Source organism: Agromyces bracchium, from assembly GCF_009709675.1.
Taxonomy (GTDB): domain Bacteria; phylum Actinomycetota; class Actinomycetes; order Actinomycetales; family Microbacteriaceae; genus Agromyces; species Agromyces bracchium.
Genome location: NZ_WMLB01000017.1, coordinates 180,524 through 196,849, shown reverse-complemented (window position 1 = coordinate 196,849; position 16,326 = coordinate 180,524). Strand labels below are relative to the sequence as shown.

Annotated in this window: 16 protein-coding genes; 6 read left to right on the top strand and 10 right to left on the bottom strand. The window is 73.2% G+C overall.

The genetic code is table 11. The features are described 5' to 3' along the window. Positions 1-11: 11 nt before the first annotated feature. The 3 genes from GJ743_RS06325 to GJ743_RS06315 form a co-directional block, all read right to left on the bottom strand. Positions 12-182 carry a hypothetical protein gene (locus GJ743_RS06325; RefSeq protein WP_155051043.1) on the bottom strand — a complete coding sequence of 57 codons (171 nt, stop codon included), beginning with the start codon at positions 180-182 and terminating at the stop codon, positions 12-14. A 104-nt stretch (positions 183-286) separates the two neighbouring features. Further along, complete coding sequence (locus GJ743_RS06320; protein WP_155051042.1) at positions 287-1,303, bottom strand: SDR family oxidoreductase; 1,017 nt, start codon at positions 1,301-1,303, stop codon at positions 287-289. Positions 1,304-1,471: 168 nt separating this feature from the next. Next, positions 1,472-2,545: an SDR family NAD(P)-dependent oxidoreductase gene (locus tag GJ743_RS06315; protein WP_155051041.1), complete on the bottom strand. Its 1,074-nt coding sequence runs from the start codon at positions 2,543-2,545 to the stop codon at positions 1,472-1,474. A gap of 77 nt (positions 2,546-2,622) precedes the next feature. Between GJ743_RS06315 and GJ743_RS06310 the strand changes: the two genes are divergently transcribed. Further along, positions 2,623-3,216, top strand: coding sequence for a TetR/AcrR family transcriptional regulator (locus GJ743_RS06310; RefSeq protein WP_155051040.1), 594 nt, complete (start codon positions 2,623-2,625; stop codon positions 3,214-3,216). A gap of 7 nt (positions 3,217-3,223) precedes the next feature. Here GJ743_RS06310 and ligD read toward each other — a convergent pair whose 3' ends face one another. From ligD to GJ743_RS06285, 5 genes are all read right to left on the bottom strand, one after another. Beyond that, a complete protein-coding gene (gene ligD, locus GJ743_RS06305) occupies positions 3,224-4,468 on the bottom strand; it encodes a non-homologous end-joining DNA ligase (RefSeq protein WP_155051039.1) in 1,245 nt (414 codons plus the stop codon). 9 nt (positions 4,469-4,477) lie between these two features. Next, positions 4,478-5,479 carry a hypothetical protein gene (locus GJ743_RS06300; RefSeq protein WP_155051038.1) on the bottom strand — a complete coding sequence of 334 codons (1,002 nt, stop codon included), beginning with the start codon at positions 5,477-5,479 and terminating at the stop codon, positions 4,478-4,480. Between the two features lie 88 nt (positions 5,480-5,567). Beyond that, entirely contained in the window at positions 5,568-6,041 is a 474-nt protein-coding gene (locus tag GJ743_RS06295; protein WP_196216934.1) for a hypothetical protein, read from the bottom strand. 105 nt (positions 6,042-6,146) lie between these two features. Then, positions 6,147-7,301: a trans-sulfuration enzyme family protein gene (locus GJ743_RS06290; protein ID WP_155051037.1), complete on the bottom strand. Its 1,155-nt coding sequence runs from the start codon at positions 7,299-7,301 to the stop codon at positions 6,147-6,149. A 62-nt stretch (positions 7,302-7,363) separates the two neighbouring features. Next, positions 7,364-8,365: a TIGR00341 family protein gene (locus GJ743_RS06285; RefSeq protein WP_328288863.1), complete on the bottom strand. Its 1,002-nt coding sequence runs from the start codon at positions 8,363-8,365 to the stop codon at positions 7,364-7,366. Positions 8,366-8,470: 105 nt separating this feature from the next. On the opposite strand from GJ743_RS06285, the gene GJ743_RS06280 reads away from it, so the two are divergent. From GJ743_RS06280 to GJ743_RS06265, 4 genes are all read left to right on the top strand, one after another. After that, positions 8,471-9,388 (top strand): DNA-3-methyladenine glycosylase family protein, encoded by a 918-nt coding sequence (locus tag GJ743_RS06280; protein WP_196216933.1) that lies wholly within the window; start codon positions 8,471-8,473, stop codon positions 9,386-9,388. 133 nt (positions 9,389-9,521) lie between these two features. Then, the gene (locus GJ743_RS06275) at positions 9,522-10,358 is read left to right on the top strand and encodes a universal stress protein (protein WP_155051036.1); all 837 of its coding nucleotides are present in this window, start codon (positions 9,522-9,524) and stop codon (positions 10,356-10,358) included. A 4-nt stretch (positions 10,359-10,362) separates the two neighbouring features. Further along, positions 10,363-11,790 carry an MBL fold metallo-hydrolase gene (locus GJ743_RS06270; RefSeq protein ID WP_328288862.1) on the top strand — a complete coding sequence of 476 codons (1,428 nt, stop codon included), beginning with the start codon at positions 10,363-10,365 and terminating at the stop codon, positions 11,788-11,790. A gap of 64 nt (positions 11,791-11,854) precedes the next feature. Continuing rightward, positions 11,855-12,280, top strand: a complete 426-nt coding sequence (locus GJ743_RS06265) for a pyridoxamine 5'-phosphate oxidase family protein (protein ID WP_155051035.1) — start codon at positions 11,855-11,857, stop codon at positions 12,278-12,280. A gap of 66 nt (positions 12,281-12,346) precedes the next feature. Here GJ743_RS06265 and GJ743_RS06260 read toward each other — a convergent pair whose 3' ends face one another. After that, positions 12,347-13,219 (bottom strand): carbohydrate kinase family protein, encoded by an 873-nt coding sequence (locus tag GJ743_RS06260; RefSeq protein ID WP_196216941.1) that lies wholly within the window; start codon positions 13,217-13,219, stop codon positions 12,347-12,349. Positions 13,220-13,334: 115 nt separating this feature from the next. Here GJ743_RS06260 and GJ743_RS06255 point away from each other — a divergent pair, with 115 nt between their 5' ends. Continuing rightward, the gene (locus GJ743_RS06255) at positions 13,335-15,854 is read left to right on the top strand and encodes an HAD-IC family P-type ATPase (protein ID WP_328288861.1); all 2,520 of its coding nucleotides are present in this window, start codon (positions 13,335-13,337) and stop codon (positions 15,852-15,854) included. Here GJ743_RS06255 and GJ743_RS06250 read toward each other — a convergent pair. Continuing rightward, entirely contained in the window at positions 15,775-16,215 is a 441-nt protein-coding gene (locus GJ743_RS06250; protein ID WP_155051032.1) for a hypothetical protein, read from the bottom strand. The genes GJ743_RS06255 and GJ743_RS06250 overlap by 80 nt on opposite strands. Positions 16,216-16,326 lie beyond the last annotated feature (111 nt).

Sequence of the window (16,326 nt, the reverse complement as noted above, 5' to 3'; positions counted from 1 at the left end):
CGGCGGGTCGGTCAGCGCCCGCCGAACTCCTCCTCGTCGTCCTCGGGGTCGGCGACCTCCTCCATGACGACCTCGACCTCCTCCTCGCCGAGGCCCTGGGCCTCGAGCTCGTCCTCGTACTCGATCTCGGCCTGCTGGCCCCGGCTGAACGGGCCCTCGAGCGGGTCGACGAAGCTGGTCATGGCATCCCCCTTCGGATGGCCGTCCCGGCGGTCGGGCGGCCGCGTGCCCTCATGCTAGGCCCGCGCCCCCGTGCGGCGGAACGGGCTTGCAGGAACCTCGCACGTCATCGGCGGGGGAGTGCGAGGATCCGTTCGAACGCGGCATCCGCGACCCGGTCGACCACCCGCAGCTCGGGACGCGCGTCGTGGAACTCGACGATGCGCCGCGCGCCCTCGTCGAACGTGACCGTGGTGCGGAAGTCGGGCACGAGGGCCTTCACCTTGGCGTTGTCGAAGACCATCGAGTGCGCCTTGTCGCCGAGCAGGCCGGGGCCCCAGTCGGGGTGCACGGCGGCGATGGTCTCGGATGCCACGTGCACGAGCTCGGCGTCGGGCACGCCGGCGGCCTCGGCGAGCCAACGGTAGATCTGGTTCCACGTCGGGGCGTGGTCGCCCGTGATGTGGAACGTGTCGCCGACGGCCATCGGGTTGCCGAGCAGCCCGACGAACGCGACCGCGAAGTCGTCGTGGTGCGTGATCGTCCACAGGCTCGTGCCGTCGCCGTGCACGACGACGGGCCGGCCGGCGCGCATGCGCGCGAGGTCGGTCCAGTGCCCGAGCGTGGGGATCAGCGTGGCGTCGTACGTGTGCGACGGCCGCACGATCGTCGCGGGGAACGCGCGCTCGCGAACGGCGTCGACGAGCAGCTGCTCGCACGCGATCTTGTCGCGCGAGTACTGCCACTCGGGGTTCACGAGCGGCGTCGACTCGGTCACGGGCAGCCGGCTCGGCGGCGTCTGGTACGCCGAGGCCGAGCTGATGAACACGTACTGCCCGATGCGGCCCTCGAAGAGTCCGAGGTCGGCCTGCACGTGCTCGGGCGTGAACGCGAGGAACTCGCAGACGACTTCGAACTCGAGCGGATCCGCCGTGCCGCGACCGAGCGCCTCCCGCACGGTGTCGGGGCGACGGATGTCTCCGACGACGTGCCGCACGTCGGCCGGCGACGGTCGCAGGCCCGACGAGCCGCCGCGGTTCAGCACGGTCACGTCGTGCCCCACCTCGACCGCGCGTCGCACGCAGGCGGAGCTGATGACGCCGCTGCCGCCGATGAACAGGATCCGCTTCGCGCTGGTGCCCATCGCTCCATGCTGTCATGGGGGCGCCGTCGGTGGTCGAGTCGTGCCGGTGGTCGAGTCGTGCTGGCGGCCGAGTCGTACCGGTGGTCGAGTAGTGCCGCAGTCGCGTATCGAGACCCCGTGCGAGGTCTCGGTACGGGCGCTTCGCGTCCTACTCGACCACCGGAGGGCTCACGCGGCCGACCAGCCGCCGTCGGACGCCAGCACGACGCCGTTGATGTTCACGCCGTCGTCGGACAGCAGGAAGGTGATCGACGCGGCGAGGGCCTCGGCCTCGGCGGCATCCGGCAGCAGGGCCATCGCCTGACGCACGCGCTGCGCGCCGAGCGGCGAGGCGAAGGAGGCCTCGATGTTCGTGATGGTCGGGCCTGGGGCGACGGCGTTCACGCGCAGGCCGCTCGGGCCGTACATGAACGCGGTCGACTTGGTGAGGCCGACCACGGCGTGCTTCGAGGCGGTGTAGGCGACGCCGGCGGCGGAACCGCGGAGGGCGGCCTCGGACGCGGTGTTCACGATCGAGCCGTAGCCCTGCGCGAGCATGCCGGGCACGACCGCGCGCATGAGCTTCATGGTGCCGTCGACGTTCACGCGCATGACGCGCTCCCACACGGCGTCGGTGAGGTCGCCGATCGGGGTCATGTCGTCCATGATCCCGGCGATGTTCGCGAGGCCGTCGATGCGTCCGCCCGCCGCGGCGATGATCTCGGCGATCTTCGCGTCGTCGGTGATGTCGGCGACGAGGGTCACGACCTCGGCGCCGTCGTGCTCGGCCCTGAAGTCGTCGAGGCGCTCCTGCGAGACGTCGACGGCGACGACCTTGCCGCCCTCGCGCGCGATGCGCGACGCGGTCGCCCGGCCGATGCCCGAGCCGGCGCCCGTGACGATCACGGTCTTGCCCGTGAAGCGGCCCTGGTCGATGCGCTCGACCCACTCGGGGCGTTCGACGGCCTCGGCCTCGGGGGCGGCCTCGGCGGCCTCGGCGGCGTCGGGGGCGGATGCCGCGGGCGCGCCGGTCGGGACGTCGCCCGCCGCGGCACGCGCGACGAGCTGGTCGACCATCTCCTGCGAGAATGAGCCCTTGCTGAGCTTGATGAGGCGCTTGAGCGCGAGGCGGTGGACCGGGCGCAGCACGTCCGGGTCCTGCCCGGCCTGCGAGAGGAGGTCGCGGATGATGGGCCCGCCGACGGGGTCCTCGAGCCAGGTCTTGATCGAGGAGTCGCCGGTGAGGGGCTTGCTGGGGCTCATGAGGGGTTCCTTCTGTTTCTCTCGTTCCGTGTCCACTCGGACACCGGACAACCTTGTCCGGTAGTAACCTAACACCCATGCCCGAGCGACGACAGGGAGAAGGTCCCAAGCCGCGCAAGCCGAACCTCGGCCCGAGCGCCGGCCCGGCGAACCGCCGCGCCCTCCTCGCGGCCGCGCGCGAGATCTTCGCGGCCGACGGGCTCTCGGCGCCGTTCAGCGCCATCGCCAAACGTGCAGGCGTGGGTCAGGGCAGCCTCTACCGGCACTTCCCCGACCGGCTCTCGCTCGCGGTCGCGGTCTACGAGGAGAACCTCGACGAGCTCGAGGCCGCCGTCGCCCCGCCCGACGCCGGGCTCGACGCGCTGCTGCAGGGCGTCATCGCGCAGGCGATCGTCTCGACGGCGCTCATCGACCTCATCACCGCGAACCCGCACGACCCGCGCGTCGAGCGGCTCGGGGCGCGCGTGCGCGACATCGCGGTCGCGGCCGTCGAGCACGAACGGGCGGCCGGCCGCTTCGGCGAGCACGTCGACGTCGAGGACGTGCTCCTCGCGATCTCGATGCTCGCCGGCCTCGTCGCGCGGACCGAGCCCGACGAGCGCGAAGCCACGGCCGAGCGCGCGTGGGCGCTGCTGCACGCGGCGTTCGCGCCGACCACCCGCTCGCGCTAGGGCCCGATCACTCGGCGGGCGGCCACCGCCCCGCCCACGGGTCGTAGTCCGCGAGCAGCGGACCCTGCTCGGGCCGCTCCGACTCGGGCACGTGCTGCAGGTTCACGCGCACCCGGTACCAGAGCGAGCTCGACCCGCGCATGCCGTCGACGAGCACGTCGGCGGGGCTCAGCAGCGGCACCACGGCGGGATTCGCGGCCTTCCACCGCGCCAGCGCGTCCAGCGCCTCGGGCTTCGTCTCGGTGCGGGCGACCTCGATGAGCGGCATCGTCGACACGCGGCGCCCCGACCCGTCGCCGCGTGCGGCGCCTCGCGGCGCCTTCTCGGCCGGGCCTAGCTCCTCCGCGAGCCGCAGCAGCCCGTCGAGCGATCCGGCCGCATCGTCGATGCCGGCGTGCGGGTCGCCCTGCTCCGCGAAACGCTCGAGCACGGTGGCGACCGTGAACTCCTCCGGCCAGCGCGAACGCACCTCGTCCCAGTCGAGCGGCGTCGACACCCGCGCGTCGGGCAGCGGTCGCACCGAGTAGGCGGATGCCACGGTGCGGTCCTTCGCGTTCTGGTTGAAGTCGACGAAGACGCTCTCACCGCGCTCCTCCTTCCACCACCGCGCCGACGCGAGCCCGGGCGCGCGCCGTTCGACCTCGCGGGCGAGCGACTCCGCGGCGAGCCGCACCTCGCGGAAATCCCAGCGCGGTTCGATGCGCACGAGCAGGTGGATGCCGCGCGAGCCCGAGGTCTTCGGCCAGCCGACGAGCCCGTGATCGTCGAGCACGTCGCGCGCGACCATCGCGACGTCCACGATCTGCGACCAGTCGACTCCCGGCATCGGGTCGAGGTCGACGCGGAGCTCGTCGGGGTGGTCGAGGTCCTCGGCGCGCACGGGGTGCGGGTTGAGGTCGAGGCACCCGAGGTTCACGACCCAGGCGAGCCCCGCGGCATCCCGTACGACCGCCTCCTCGGCCGAGGTGCCGCGCGCGTACTGCAGCGTGGCCGTGTCGATGAAGTCGGGGTGGTTCTCGGGCACGCGCTTCTGGAAGAACGGTTCGGCGCCGATGCCCTTCACGAAGCGCTTGAGGACCATGGGCCGACCGCCCGCGCCGCGCAGTGCGCCGTCGGCGACCGCGCGGTAGTACTCGACGAGGTCGAGCTTGGTGAGCCCGGGCTCGGGGAAGACCACGCGGCCCGGATGGCTCACGCGGACCTCGTGCCCCCCGACCTCGAGGACCACGGCGTCGTCGCTGCGCGCAGCCATGACACCACGCTAGGGGGTGACCGCCGCCGGCGCTCCCTCGGTGCCGCCCGGGTCGTCGGCCGAGTGCCCGTCCGCACGCTCGGCGGGCGCATCCGTCCCGTCATCGAGCGCGGGGTCGTCGTCGTCGTCGCGCACCGCCGGGCGGCGCAGTTGGAGGAGGATCGCCGCAGCCAGGCACGATGCCCCGACGAGCGCGAGCAGCGAGCCGACCGACGAGACGTCGCCGCCGACGGCCGCGAACGCGTCGGCGAGGTTCAGCCCGAGCGCGAAACCGGCCCACCACAGGAAGAACGTCGTGGCGTGGATGAGCAGCAACCCGACGGTGATCACGTCGTGCGTCGTGACGACGCCGCGTCGCGAGCCCTGGATCGCCACGATCGACCCCGCCGCCGTCGCGAGCGTGGCCCCGAACGCCCACACGAACGGGCCGCCGTCGATGATCCCGAACCGTTCGACGAGGATCCCGTAGATCTGCGCGAGCGACAGCTGCGGCACGGTCGCCATCGGATTCCAGACGAGCAGGTGCAGCACGCCGAGCGCGATCACCGCGAGTTCCGCGGCCGCGAGGACGACGACCGCGACCCGGACCCGGTCCGGCCGGCTCGGATCGCGGCGGTGCTCGGACAGCCCGAGCGCGATGAGCGCGTAGCCGCCGACCGCGGCCGCGAGGGCGAGCAGGATCAGGAACGGCGAGCGGCCCACGCCGGTGAGCTGCACGACGATCGGCGCGCCGACCGCGACGAGCACGGCGACCCAGCGTCGCCACGCCCGGGGCTCGCCCGCCAGGAGGAGCAGCAGCAGCCCGAGGGGGAGCGCACCCCAGACCGCGGCGACCTCCAGCACGTCGGAGAGGACCCCGACGACCGTTCGCTGCATCGCCGAGCCGAATCCGGGCACGGCGAGGTCGACCGAGACGCTCGTCGCCGCGAGGACCACCGCGACCGCGAGGAACGACGCGCCGGCGCGGGCGCGACGCCCGGCGAACACTCCGTTCCGCGGCATCCGGGTCATGACGACCTCATCTCGTGTCCGGCAGCAGGTGCCCCCACGTCCCCACCATGGCACGGATCACGAGGCGGCGGAAGCGCCGCCGGCACGCCTAGCCGTGGCCGGCGGTCTCGGCCTCGGATGCCTGGTCGCGGTGCACCGTGGCGTGCGCCCACGGGTGCAGGATGTCGAGCTGCACCATGGTCGCCGCGAGCTCGATGAGGCCGAGCCCGAAGTAGATCGCCTGCAGCGGACTGAACGGGATGAACATCATCTGGACGAAGACCCACACGAGCATGCCGAAGCCGGCGACCGCGCAGCCGATCATGGCCCAGCGCATGCGGCGCGAGAGCATCACGAACGCGACGAGGTGCGTGCCGCCGACCACGATCGTGAGCGCGAGGCCGGGGATCACGAACGACGTGAACGGCGAACCCCCGAGGTAGTCGGGCGGGATCGCGAGCGCGGTCCCGCTGAAGTCGATCACCCCGCTCAGCACGAGGGCCGCCCCGCCGAGCACGCTCGTGATGCCGACGAAGATCTGCACGGTGAGCAGCACCCGGCGCGCGATGCCCTGCATGGTCATCGTCGACACCCCCTTCGCGTGGGCCGGGTCGGCACCCAGCCTGATCCGGCGCCGTCGGCGCCGCTGGGCCGAAGGTCACGCGGATGCCGCGGCGCGGGGCCGTCGTCAGTACCCGGATGCCGCGGGCGGGACCGGGCCCGCCGTGGTGCCGGTCGCACGCTCCTGCGCGCCGTCGCCGGGGTCGGCCGCGACCTCGAGCGCCTGCTCGAGGTCGCGCGCGAGGTCGTCGACGTGCTCGAGGCCGACCGAGAGGCGCACGAGTCCCTCGGGGATCGTCTCCGCCTCGGCGGGCCAGCGGCGGCGGCGCTCGAGCTGGGACTCCACGCCGCCGAGGCTCGTCGAGTGCACCCACACGCGGGTCGACGCCGCGACGCGCTCCGCGGCAACCGCCCCGCCCGAGACGACGATCGAGACGATCGTGCCGAAGCCCGGGTAGCGGACCTCGTCGAGCGCGGGGTGGTCCGCGAAGCGGGCGGCGAGGTCGCGCGCGTTCGCCTGGGCGCGTTCGAGCCGAACGGGGAGCGTGCGGAGCCCGCGGAGCGCGAGGAACGCGTCGAGGGGGCCCGGGATCGCGCCGCCGAGGCTCCGCCGGGTCACGATGCGGTCGCGGAGGGCGGCGTCGCGGGCGATGACCGCGCCCATGACGACGTCGCTGTGGCCGGAGATCGACTTCGTCGCCGAGTGCACCACGAGGTCGGCGCCCGACTCGAGCGGCCGCTGCAGCAGCGGCGTCGCGAACGTGTTGTCGACCGCGAAGAGCGCACCGGCCGCGCGGGCCGCACGGCCGATCGCCGGGAGGTCGGCCACCTCGAGCGCGGGGTTGGTGGGCGACTCGACCGAGACGAGGTCGGCGCCCTGCGCGGCATCCGCCACCGCTGCGGCATCGCGGACGTCGACGTACCGGACCGTGACGTTCCGGGTGGCGACGAGGTCGTCGAGCAGGCCGATCGTGCCCGTGTACGAGTGCCGCGGCGCGACGACCGTGCCGCCGGTCGGGACCAGCGCGAGCACGGCGGAGATCGCGCCCATGCCCGAGGCGAACGCCACGCACTCGCCGCCCTCGAGCGCGCCGAGCGCCTCCTCGAACGCGGTCCACGACGGGTTGCCGTAGCGGCCGTAGGCGGTCGGGCCGCCCGCGTGGAAGGTCGAGGCGAGGTGCACCGGGGTGCTCATCGGCCCGTCGGGCTCGCGCGGCGGCCGGCCGGCGTGGACCGCGACGGTCTCGGGGTGCAGGGCGGGTGCGTCCTCGTGGTCGTGCATTCGTGCTCCTCGTGTGCGGCGTCCCTCGATCCTCGCAGAGGCGGAGGCCGGGTCCCCGCGCGTCACTCCCGGTCGATGACGGGGTGCACGACGGCGTCGGTCACATCCACCTCGACGCCGACGATCGAGGGCACCTCCGACTCGAGCGCGTCGCGGAGCTCGGAGACGGGAGGGATCCGTCCGCCGGGCGCCTGGACCGAGATCCGGGCCACGAGGCTCTTCCAGGCGATGCCGTCGATCTCGCCGCCGTCGTCGCCGATCCACTCGTTCGCGGCGGTCTGGATCCGGGCCGTCCACGTGGCCTGCGCGACGATGACCAGGGTGTTCAGCCCGAGCGGGATCACGGTCAGCACCGTCAGCACGGTCACGATCGTGTAGGCGCGCCGCCGCCGGGAGGGCAGCGCGAGCGCGTCGCGCGAGTACCCCGCGAGCGTGAACACGATCGCCCCGGCGATGATCAGGGCGACCACGTTGGAGAAGAACAGCAGGAACGCGCCGAACGCGCCGTCGAAGTCGCCCTGCCCGAGCGTGACGCCGACGACGGCGAGCGGCGGGACCAGCGAGATCGCGATGGCGACACCGGGCAGGACCGCGCTGAGGTCCTTGCGGCTCATGGCGAACGCGCCGGCCACGCCGGTCGCGAGCGCGGCGACGAGGTCCATCAGCTGCGGCGAGGTGCGCCCGGCGATCTGCGAGTTCGCGGCGAGGTTCGCGCCGGTCGGCAGGACGATCGAGAACGCGGTCCCGATCAGGATCACGGCGGCCACCGCGCCGGCGACCCAGACGACGGATGCCACGACCAGCCGGGCGCGACCGGTGACGATCCCGGCGGCGATGCCGAGGATCGGCGTGCCGAGGGGAGCGATGATCATCGCCCCGATCACGGTGGCCGTCGAGTCGAGCAGCACCCCGGCCGCGGCGATGATCGCCGACAGCACCAGCATGATCACGAAGCCGCTGCGCTTGCCCACCCGATCGCCCGACCCGAGGTCGAGCTGGTCGAGCAGGTCGGTGAGCGGGTTGCGCTGCAGCGTCGGAAGCAGCATCGCGGTCAACTTCGCCACACCCGGATGATCCCACCGGGGCCGCGCGGCGACAACCGGCGTGCCGCGCTTCGCAGCTCGTCGCACGGGTCGGCGGGCGACGGTGGCGGGGCGCACACTGGAGGGGTGAGCCCCGACCTCGCGCTCGACTGGCGCGCCCCGCACGAGACCGACGTCGCGCAGACGCTCGGCGTGCTGCGGCGGGGTCCTGGCGACCCGACCTTCACGCGCACGCCCGACGGCGCGATCTGGCGGGCGACGCTGACCGACGCCGGGGCGGCGACCCTCCGCATCCAGCAGCGCGACGTCGATTCCATCCGCGTCGAGGCGTGGGGGCCGGGATCGGCGGCGGCGGTCGCCCTCGCGCCGTCCATGCTCGGGGAGCGCGACGACACGACCGGCTTCCGCACGGGCATCGACGAACTCGACGCCGCGCACCGGCGCAACCCCGGCCTGCGCGTGCCGCGCACCGCGCGCGTCATGGAGTCGCTCGTGCCGGCCATCCTCGAGCAGAAGGTGATCACGCTGCAGGCGCACGCATCGTGGCGACGACTGGTTCTCGCCTTCGGCGAGCCGGCGCCGGGCCCGGTGCCCCGGCCGATGCGGGTCGCGCCCTCGGCCGACGGATGGCGCGGCATTCCGGTCTGGGAGTGGCACCGCGCCGGCGTCGACCCCAAGCGCGCCGCCGCGATCCAGCGCGTCGCCGCTCGTGCCGCCCGCATCGAGGAGGCGGCCGACCTCGCGCACGTCGACGCCGCGGCGCGACTCACGCTGTTCCCCGGCGTCGGCGCGTGGACGGCCGCCGAGGTCGCGCAGCGCGCCCTCGGTGATCCCGACGCCGTCTCGGTCGGCGACTACCACCTGTCGAACTACGTCGGCCACGCGCTGTTCGGGCGCGACATGACCGACGACGAGATGCTCGAGGCGCTCGAACCGTGGGCCGGTCAGCGCTACCGCGTGATCCGGCTGATGATGGCGGCCGGGCTGCGCGGCAGGCCGCGACGCGGGCCGCGGATGTCGTTCGTCGATCACCGAGGTCGCTGAGCCGGGTCGTCGTCGACCGGCCACGCGGCATCCGTCGCCCCTGCCGACCGAGTGACCTTCGGCCCGGCGACCGCGACCGCCCTCGGCGAGGCTGGGGGCACGCAGTCCTCACAGCACGAAGGGGTGATCGCAGGTGTTCACGCAGGTCGTCGTCGGATGGGACGGGTCGCCGAACTCGGAGGCCGCGCTGAAGTGGGCCGCGGACCGCGGGGACGCCGCACCGCTGCTCATCGTGCACACCCTGCCGGGACCCGATACGTCGAGCGAGTACCTCCGGGCGACGGGCGACCTCCCCGAGGCGCGCGTCGAGCTCATCGACCGCGCCGACCGACTGCGGGCGGAGCATCCGTCGCGGACGATCGACACGCTCACCGTCCACGGGCGCCCCGACAAGGAACTGGCCGCCTACCTCGACAGCGGCGCCCTGGTCGTGGTCGGTTCGTCGCAGAGCGGCCACGAGACCGCATGGACGCTCGGTGCCCGACTCGCCGGCCGACGGGGTCGCGGCGCGGTCGCCGTGATCCCGCCCGACTGGGAGGCGGTCGACCGCCGCGGCGTGGTCGTCGGCGTCGACGGATCCGCGCGGGCGAAGGACGCCGTGCGCTTCGCGATCGAGGAGTCGGTGCGGCTCGGCGAGCCGCTCGAGCTCGTGCACGCATGGGTCGTCCCGACGAGCTGGAACTCGGCGTACATCGAGTACCTCAGCGACGTCTCGGTCATGGAGGACATGCGGCGGGACGTGCTCGACGACGCGCTGGCGCACGCCCGTGCCCACGGGTCCGACCCGAAGGGCCGACTCGAGCGCGGATCGGCGGCGGAGGTGCTGGCCGTCGCGACCGAGTCCGCCAGCGTCGTGATCGTCGCGAGCCACACGGCGGGCGGCATGGCGCGGTTCCTGCTCGGCTCCGTCAGCCACGACCTCCTGCTGCGCGCGACGGGACCGGTCATCGTCGTCAGCGACGTCGGGTAGACCCGTGGGCGCGCGGAGCATCCGGTTCCTCGGTGCAGCGGACACCGTCACCGGGTCGCGCCACCTCGTCGAGTGCGACGGTGCACGCGTGCTCGTGGACTGCGGCCTGTTCCAGGGGTACAAGGTGCTCCGCGCGCGGAACCGGCAGGCGTTCCCCGTCGAACCCGCGTCGATCGACGCGGTCGTGCTGACCCACGCGCACCTCGACCACTCCGGGTACCTGCCCGCGCTCGTGCGAGACGGCTTCTCCGGCCGGATCCTCGCCACGCCCGGCACGATCGAGCTGGTGGAGATCCTGCTCGCCGACAGCGCGTACCTCATGGAGGAGGAGGCCCGCCACGCGGCATCCCGCCACTGGTCGAAGCACCCCGACCCCCGACCGCTCTACACGTCGGAGGACGCGCGGCGGACGATGCCCCGCTTCGAGCCGCTCGACTTCCACGAGACGCGCACGGTCGCGCCGGGCATCGAGGCGCGACTGACGCACGCGGGCCACATCCTCGGGGCGGCCCAGGTGCGGCTCGACGTCGACGGCGCCACCGCGCACTTCACCGGCGACCTCGGCCGCGCCGACGACCCGCTCATGCGACCGCCCGAGCCGCTCGAGCGCTGCGACGTGCTCGTCGCCGAGTCCACCTACGGCGACCGGACGCACGCCGACGACGATCCCGAGCGGCAGCTCGGCGACGTCATCCGGCGCGTGACGCGACGCGGAGGTGTGGTGCTCATCCCCGCGTTCGCGATCGGCCGCACCGAGAGCGTGCTGCTGCACCTCTCGCGCCTCGCGGACCGCGGCGAACTGCCCGACGTGCCGATCTACCTCAACAGCCCCATGGCGGTCGACGCGGCCGAGATCTACGAGCGGCACCCCGAGGAGCACCGCCTCGGGCACGACGAACTGCGGCGCATGTACGGCCTCGCCCGGCGCGTCACGTCGGTCGACGACTCCAAGCTGCTGAACCTCCGCGGCGGCCCCCTCGTGATCATCTCTGCGAGCGGCATGCTGACGGGCGGCCGTATCCTGCACCACCTCGAGGCCTACGCGTCGGATCCGCACAACGCGATCGTCCTGACCGGCTTCCAGGCGGGCGGCACGCGCGGCGCGGCACTGCAGGCCGGCGAGCGCACCCTGCGGCTGTTCGGCCGCGACCTGCCGATCCGCGCCGAGGTGGTGACGATCGAATCGATGTCGGCCCACGCCGACGCCGAGCAGATCCTCGCCTGGATGCGGACCGCACCCGAACCGCCCGGTATGACCTGGATCGTGCACGGCGAGGCGCACGCGGCCGACACGCTCCGCGCGCGCATCAGGCACGAGCTCGGATGGCGGGTGCGTGTCCCCGACCACGGCCAGGTCGCCCCGCTCGAACCCGGCCTCGCGCGGGCCGCGGCGGCGCCCGACCCGGTCGCGGCGATCGACGCGTCGATCTGACTGAGGGCTCGCCGGAGACATCCGATCACTGCCAAGCTCGAGAAGGACGGAGAAAGGAACCCCGATGGACGGACAGGACGACGTGCGGCCCCCCACGCAGCAGCTCAGCGAGGAGGAGTGCTGGAAGCGCATCGAGGCGGCCCCGTTCGGCCGCATCGCGGTCTTCGCCGCGGGCGAGGTCGACATCTTCCCGATCAACCACATGGTCGACCGCGACGGCCCCGACGCGCCCGCGCTCGTCTTCCGCACGGCGGCGGGCACGAAGCTGCTCGAGCTGACGATTCACTCGCACATCGCGTTCGAGGTCGACGGCTACACCGACGCCGACGCGTTCAGCGTGGTCGTGAAGGGCGAGGCGCGGCAGCTCGAGCGGCAGAGCGAGATCGAGCACGCCGAGACGCTCGGCGTGCACCCGTGGGCGCCCGAGGAGAAGGACCGCTGGGTGCGGATCCAGCCGACCGAGGTGCGCGGGCGCGAGTTCCAGCGCTGACGCCGATTGCCCGGAACCGCAGCCGGCCGGGCCCGCAGCGCCCGACCTGCATTCGCGCGGTCTCGATCAGAGGACGAGTGCGTCCAGCGTCGGGTGCAGGTGACGGGTGACCAGGACGGATGCCGCGTGCTGCGCGCCGACCTCGAGCGCCGCGTCGACCCCGGCCCCGTCGAGCATCGCGTGCAGCACGCCCGACATGAACGCGTCGCCCGCGCCGTTGGCGTCGAGCACCTCGACGGCCACCGCGTCGACGCGGTGCTCCGTCACGCGGCCGTGCTCGCTCGTGAGCGACACGGCGCCCGCGGCGCCGAGCGTGCACACCGCGAGACGCGCCCCCTCGTCGATCACGCGCCGCAGGAACGGCATCGGGTCGCCGCCGAGCCGGTCGGCGTTGAGGAACACCACGTCGGCCGCCTCGAGGAAGGGGCGGTGGAACTCGGCTTCGCCGTCGTAGTCGTGCAGGTCGGTCCAGATCGGCCGCCCCGAGGCGCGGGCATCGGGGATCAGCCGGCGCGAGCGCTCGGAGAGGTCGAGCACGATCGCCGCGGCATCCTCCATCGCGGCCGCCAGGCGGCCGTCGGCCTTCGTGGCGCGGTCGTCGGGCGTCGAGAGGTAGATCGAGACGCGCTCGCCGAGGGGCGTCATGAGGTTGAGGTGCCGCTCGGTGCGCCCCCCGTCGACGACGTCGAGCTCGAGTCCGTCGACCCGCTCGAGGATGCCGCGCAGGCGATCGCCGTCGGCATCCGACCCGATGAGCGTGAACAGGGTCACCGGCCTCCCGAAGGCCGCGAGCCCGAGCGCCTTGCCCGCCGACGTGCCGCCGACCGTCTCGTGGTCGCCCAGCGCGAACTGCATGTGCGGCACGGGCTCGGGCAGGTGCTCGACCTGCACCATCCGGTTCCACGACGCCGGTCCCGAGACCACGACCCTGCCGCTCACGCGCTGCTCCTCCCGGCCGCGCCGGGCGCGGCATCCGTCCCATCCTGCCGCGCCCGGCGGCGCCGCGCCCATCCGGTGCGTGCGTCGCCGGACCCGCCTGTGGTGGGATGACCGGGTGGGCACCGGTGAGACGGCCATCGACGAGCGCACCGACGGTCTGAGCGCGGGCGAGGTCGCCGAGCGCGTCGCGCGCGGCGAGACCAACGCGTTCGAGAGTCCGACGAGCCGGAGCGCGTGGAGCATCGTCAAGGCGAACGTCTTCACCCTCTTCAACGGCATCATCGCGGCGTGCTTCGTGGTGCTGCTCCTCATCGGCCGCTGGCAGGACGCGCTCTTCGGCTTCAGCGCGATCGCGAACACGATCATCGGCTCGTGGCAGGAGTTCAACGCCAAGCGCGCGCTCGACCGGCTCGCGCTCCTCCACGCGCCGAGCGCGCGCGTCCGGCGCGACGGCGCGGAGCACGATGTGCCCCTCGCCGACGTGGTCCACGACGACCGGCTCGCGCTGCGCGCGGGCGACCAGGTTCCGGCCGACGCGAAGGTCGTGGCATCCGAGCGCCTGCAGCTCGACGAGTCGATGCTGACGGGGGAGTCCGACCCCGTCGACAAGCAACCCGGCGACGAGGTGCTGTCGGGCTCCATCGTCATCGGCGGCGCCGGCGCCGCGGTCGTCGACCGCGTCGGCGCCGACGCCTTCGCGAACAAGCTCTCGAGTGAGGCCAAGCAGTTCTCGCTCGTCGCCTCGGAGCTGCGATCGTCGCTGAACCGGCTGCTCGGATGGATCGCCTGGATCATCGGACCCGTCAGCCTGCTCGTGCTCAACGCGCAGATGGCCGCCGCAGGCGGCTGGGCCGAGGCGATCGAGGGCGGAACCTGGGACGATGCGGTCGTCGCGACCGTGGCCGCGATCGTCGCGATGATCCCGCTCGGGCTCGTGCTCATGACGAGCATCGCGTTCGCGGTCGGCGCGGTGCGCCTCGCGAGCCGCAAGGTGCTCGTGCAGGAGCTGCCCGCCGTCGAGGGTCTCGCGCGCGTCGACCTGATCTGCCTCGACAAGACCGGCACGCTCACCGAGGGCGACATCGTGTTCGACGCGGCGCACCCGGTGGCGCTCGAGCCGCCGGAGGGGTGGACCGACGTGCTCGCCTGGTACGGCGCGGACCCCGAGGCGAACGCGACCGCGCGCTGCCTCGTCGAGCCGTACCCGGTGCGGCAGGCGCTCGAGCCGCAGGCGCGCGTCGCCTTCGCATCCTCGCGCAAGTGGAGCGCGGTCGGCTTCCCGGGCGGGGGCACGTGGGTACTGGGCGGTCCCGAGATGGTCTTCCCCGCGACGGATGCCGCGGGCGCGACCGATACGTCGGAACTCCGGGAGCGGGCCGCCGAACTCGCCGCGACCGGGCGTCGGACCCTCGTGCTCGCCCACAGCCCGGAGGAGCTGACCGCCGAACGCGCAGCAGCCGAGCGACTGCCTCGTTCGCTCACTCCCGTCGTGCTGCTCACCTTCCGGGAGAACGTGCGCGGCGACGCGCGCGAGACGCTCGAGTACTTCGCCGAGCAGGGCGTCGCCGTGCGGATCATCTCGGGAGACAACCCGCAGACGGTCGCGGCGATCGCGCGCGAGGTGGGCGTCGACGCCCCGCACGGCGTCGACGCGCGCACCCTGCCCGACGACCTCGACGAGCTGGGCGAACTGCTCGAGCGCGAGGTCGTCTTCGGCCGAGTGACGCCGACGCAGAAGCGCGACATCGTGACGGCGCTCCGACGGCGCGGCCACACCGTGGCGATGACCGGCGACGGCGTGAACGACGCGCTCGCGATCAAGGAGGCCGACATCGGGATCGCGATGGAGTCGGGCTCGTCGGCGACCAAGGCGGTCGCGCGGCTCGTGCTGCTCGACGGCCGGTTCTCGCACCTGCCCGGGGTCGTCGCCGAGGGCCGGCGCGTCGCGGCGAACATCGAGCGGGTATCGATGCTGTTCCTCACGAAGACCGCCTACGCCACGGGCCTCGCCGTGCTGTTCGGGGTCATGCTGCTGCCCTTCCCGTTCCTGCCGCGGCAGCTCTCGGTCACCGACGCGCTCACGATCGGGTTCCCCGCGTTCTTCCTCGCGCTGATGCCGAACGCCCGCCGGTACGTCCCCGGGTTCCTGCGACGGTCGCTGAGCTTCGCCATCCCGGCGGGCGTCGTCATCGCCCTCGTGCTCGCGCTCTACAGCCGGATGGCGACCGATGCGGGGATCCCCGAGGACGAGCTCCGGAGCGGCTCGACCCTGATCCTCGGCATCGTCGGGCTCTGGGTGCTCATCGTGCTCTCGCGTCCGATCGACGGGTGGAAGATCGTCATCATCGGCGGCATGGCGATCGGGCTGATCGGGATCTACGCCATCCCGATCGCCGCCGACTTCCTCGAGCTCGTCGAACTCAGCGAGACGACGGCGGTCCTCGCGCTCGCTGCATCGCTCGTCTCGATCGCCGGCATCGAGGTGGTGCGGTTCGTGCACCGCAGGGCGGTCGCGCGGATGACCCCGACGGTTCCGGCGGCGCTCGTCGCGGCCGTCAGGCAGACGGCTCCGGGCGTGACGAGCGACCCTCGCGGAAGTATCGAGCGCCCAGACCGGTCCACAGCACGAGGATGACGGCGATCGGCACGATCGCGCCGATGAGGGTCGACCAGATCGCGTCGGCGTCGCGCACGAGGTCGAGCGCCGAGGTCGCGAGCGAGAGTCCCATGAGCGCGGTGACGAAGATCCGGGCCGAGTTGCGCGCTCTCGTGAGACCCGAGGCCATGGCGATGGTGAGCAGGCCGATCAGGATCAGCGCCGCGCCGAGCAGCGTGACCGGCAGCTGCTCGCCGTCCCGCCGGACCTCGGCGTCGTAGCGTGCGAGCACGAGCAGGACCCCGAGCGCGATGTCGACGAATCCGGCCAGGTAGGTCAGCACGACCACGGCGATGATCCGCTTGGGCGGCCGCCCTGCCGTGCGCGTCTCGTCGCTCATGGGTCCTCCCCAGCGTGCCGTGATGGGGCCCAGCCTACGAGTACGCCGGCGACCACCCTGGCCGCCACCCGCGAGGAGTCCCGCATGCCTGGGCGTGCGGGCCGCCTCCTC

Excerpts from the sequence above, each read along its gene's own strand:
- GJ743_RS06325 (WP_155051043.1), bottom strand. The coding sequence starts at position 182 with ATGACCAGCTTCGTCGACCCGCTCGAGGGCCCGTTCAGCCGGGGCCAG.
- GJ743_RS06320 (WP_155051042.1), bottom strand. The coding sequence starts at position 1,303 with ATGGGCACCAGCGCGAAGCGGATCCTGTTCATCGGCGGCAGCGGCGTC.
- GJ743_RS06315 (WP_155051041.1), bottom strand. The coding sequence starts at position 2,545 with ATGAGCCCCAGCAAGCCCCTCACCGGCGACTCCTCGATCAAGACCTGG.
- GJ743_RS06310 (WP_155051040.1), top strand. The coding sequence starts at position 2,623 with ATGCCCGAGCGACGACAGGGAGAAGGTCCCAAGCCGCGCAAGCCGAAC.
- ligD (WP_155051039.1), bottom strand. The coding sequence starts at position 4,468 with ATGGCTGCGCGCAGCGACGACGCCGTGGTCCTCGAGGTCGGGGGGCAC.
- GJ743_RS06300 (WP_155051038.1), bottom strand. The coding sequence starts at position 5,479 with ATGACCCGGATGCCGCGGAACGGAGTGTTCGCCGGGCGTCGCGCCCGC.
- GJ743_RS06295 (WP_196216934.1), bottom strand. The coding sequence starts at position 6,041 with ATGACCATGCAGGGCATCGCGCGCCGGGTGCTGCTCACCGTGCAGATC.
- GJ743_RS06290 (WP_155051037.1), bottom strand. The coding sequence starts at position 7,301 with ATGCACGACCACGAGGACGCACCCGCCCTGCACCCCGAGACCGTCGCG.
- GJ743_RS06265 (WP_155051035.1), top strand. The coding sequence starts at position 11,855 with ATGGACGGACAGGACGACGTGCGGCCCCCCACGCAGCAGCTCAGCGAG.
- GJ743_RS06250 (WP_155051032.1), bottom strand. The coding sequence starts at position 16,215 with ATGAGCGACGAGACGCGCACGGCAGGGCGGCCGCCCAAGCGGATCATC.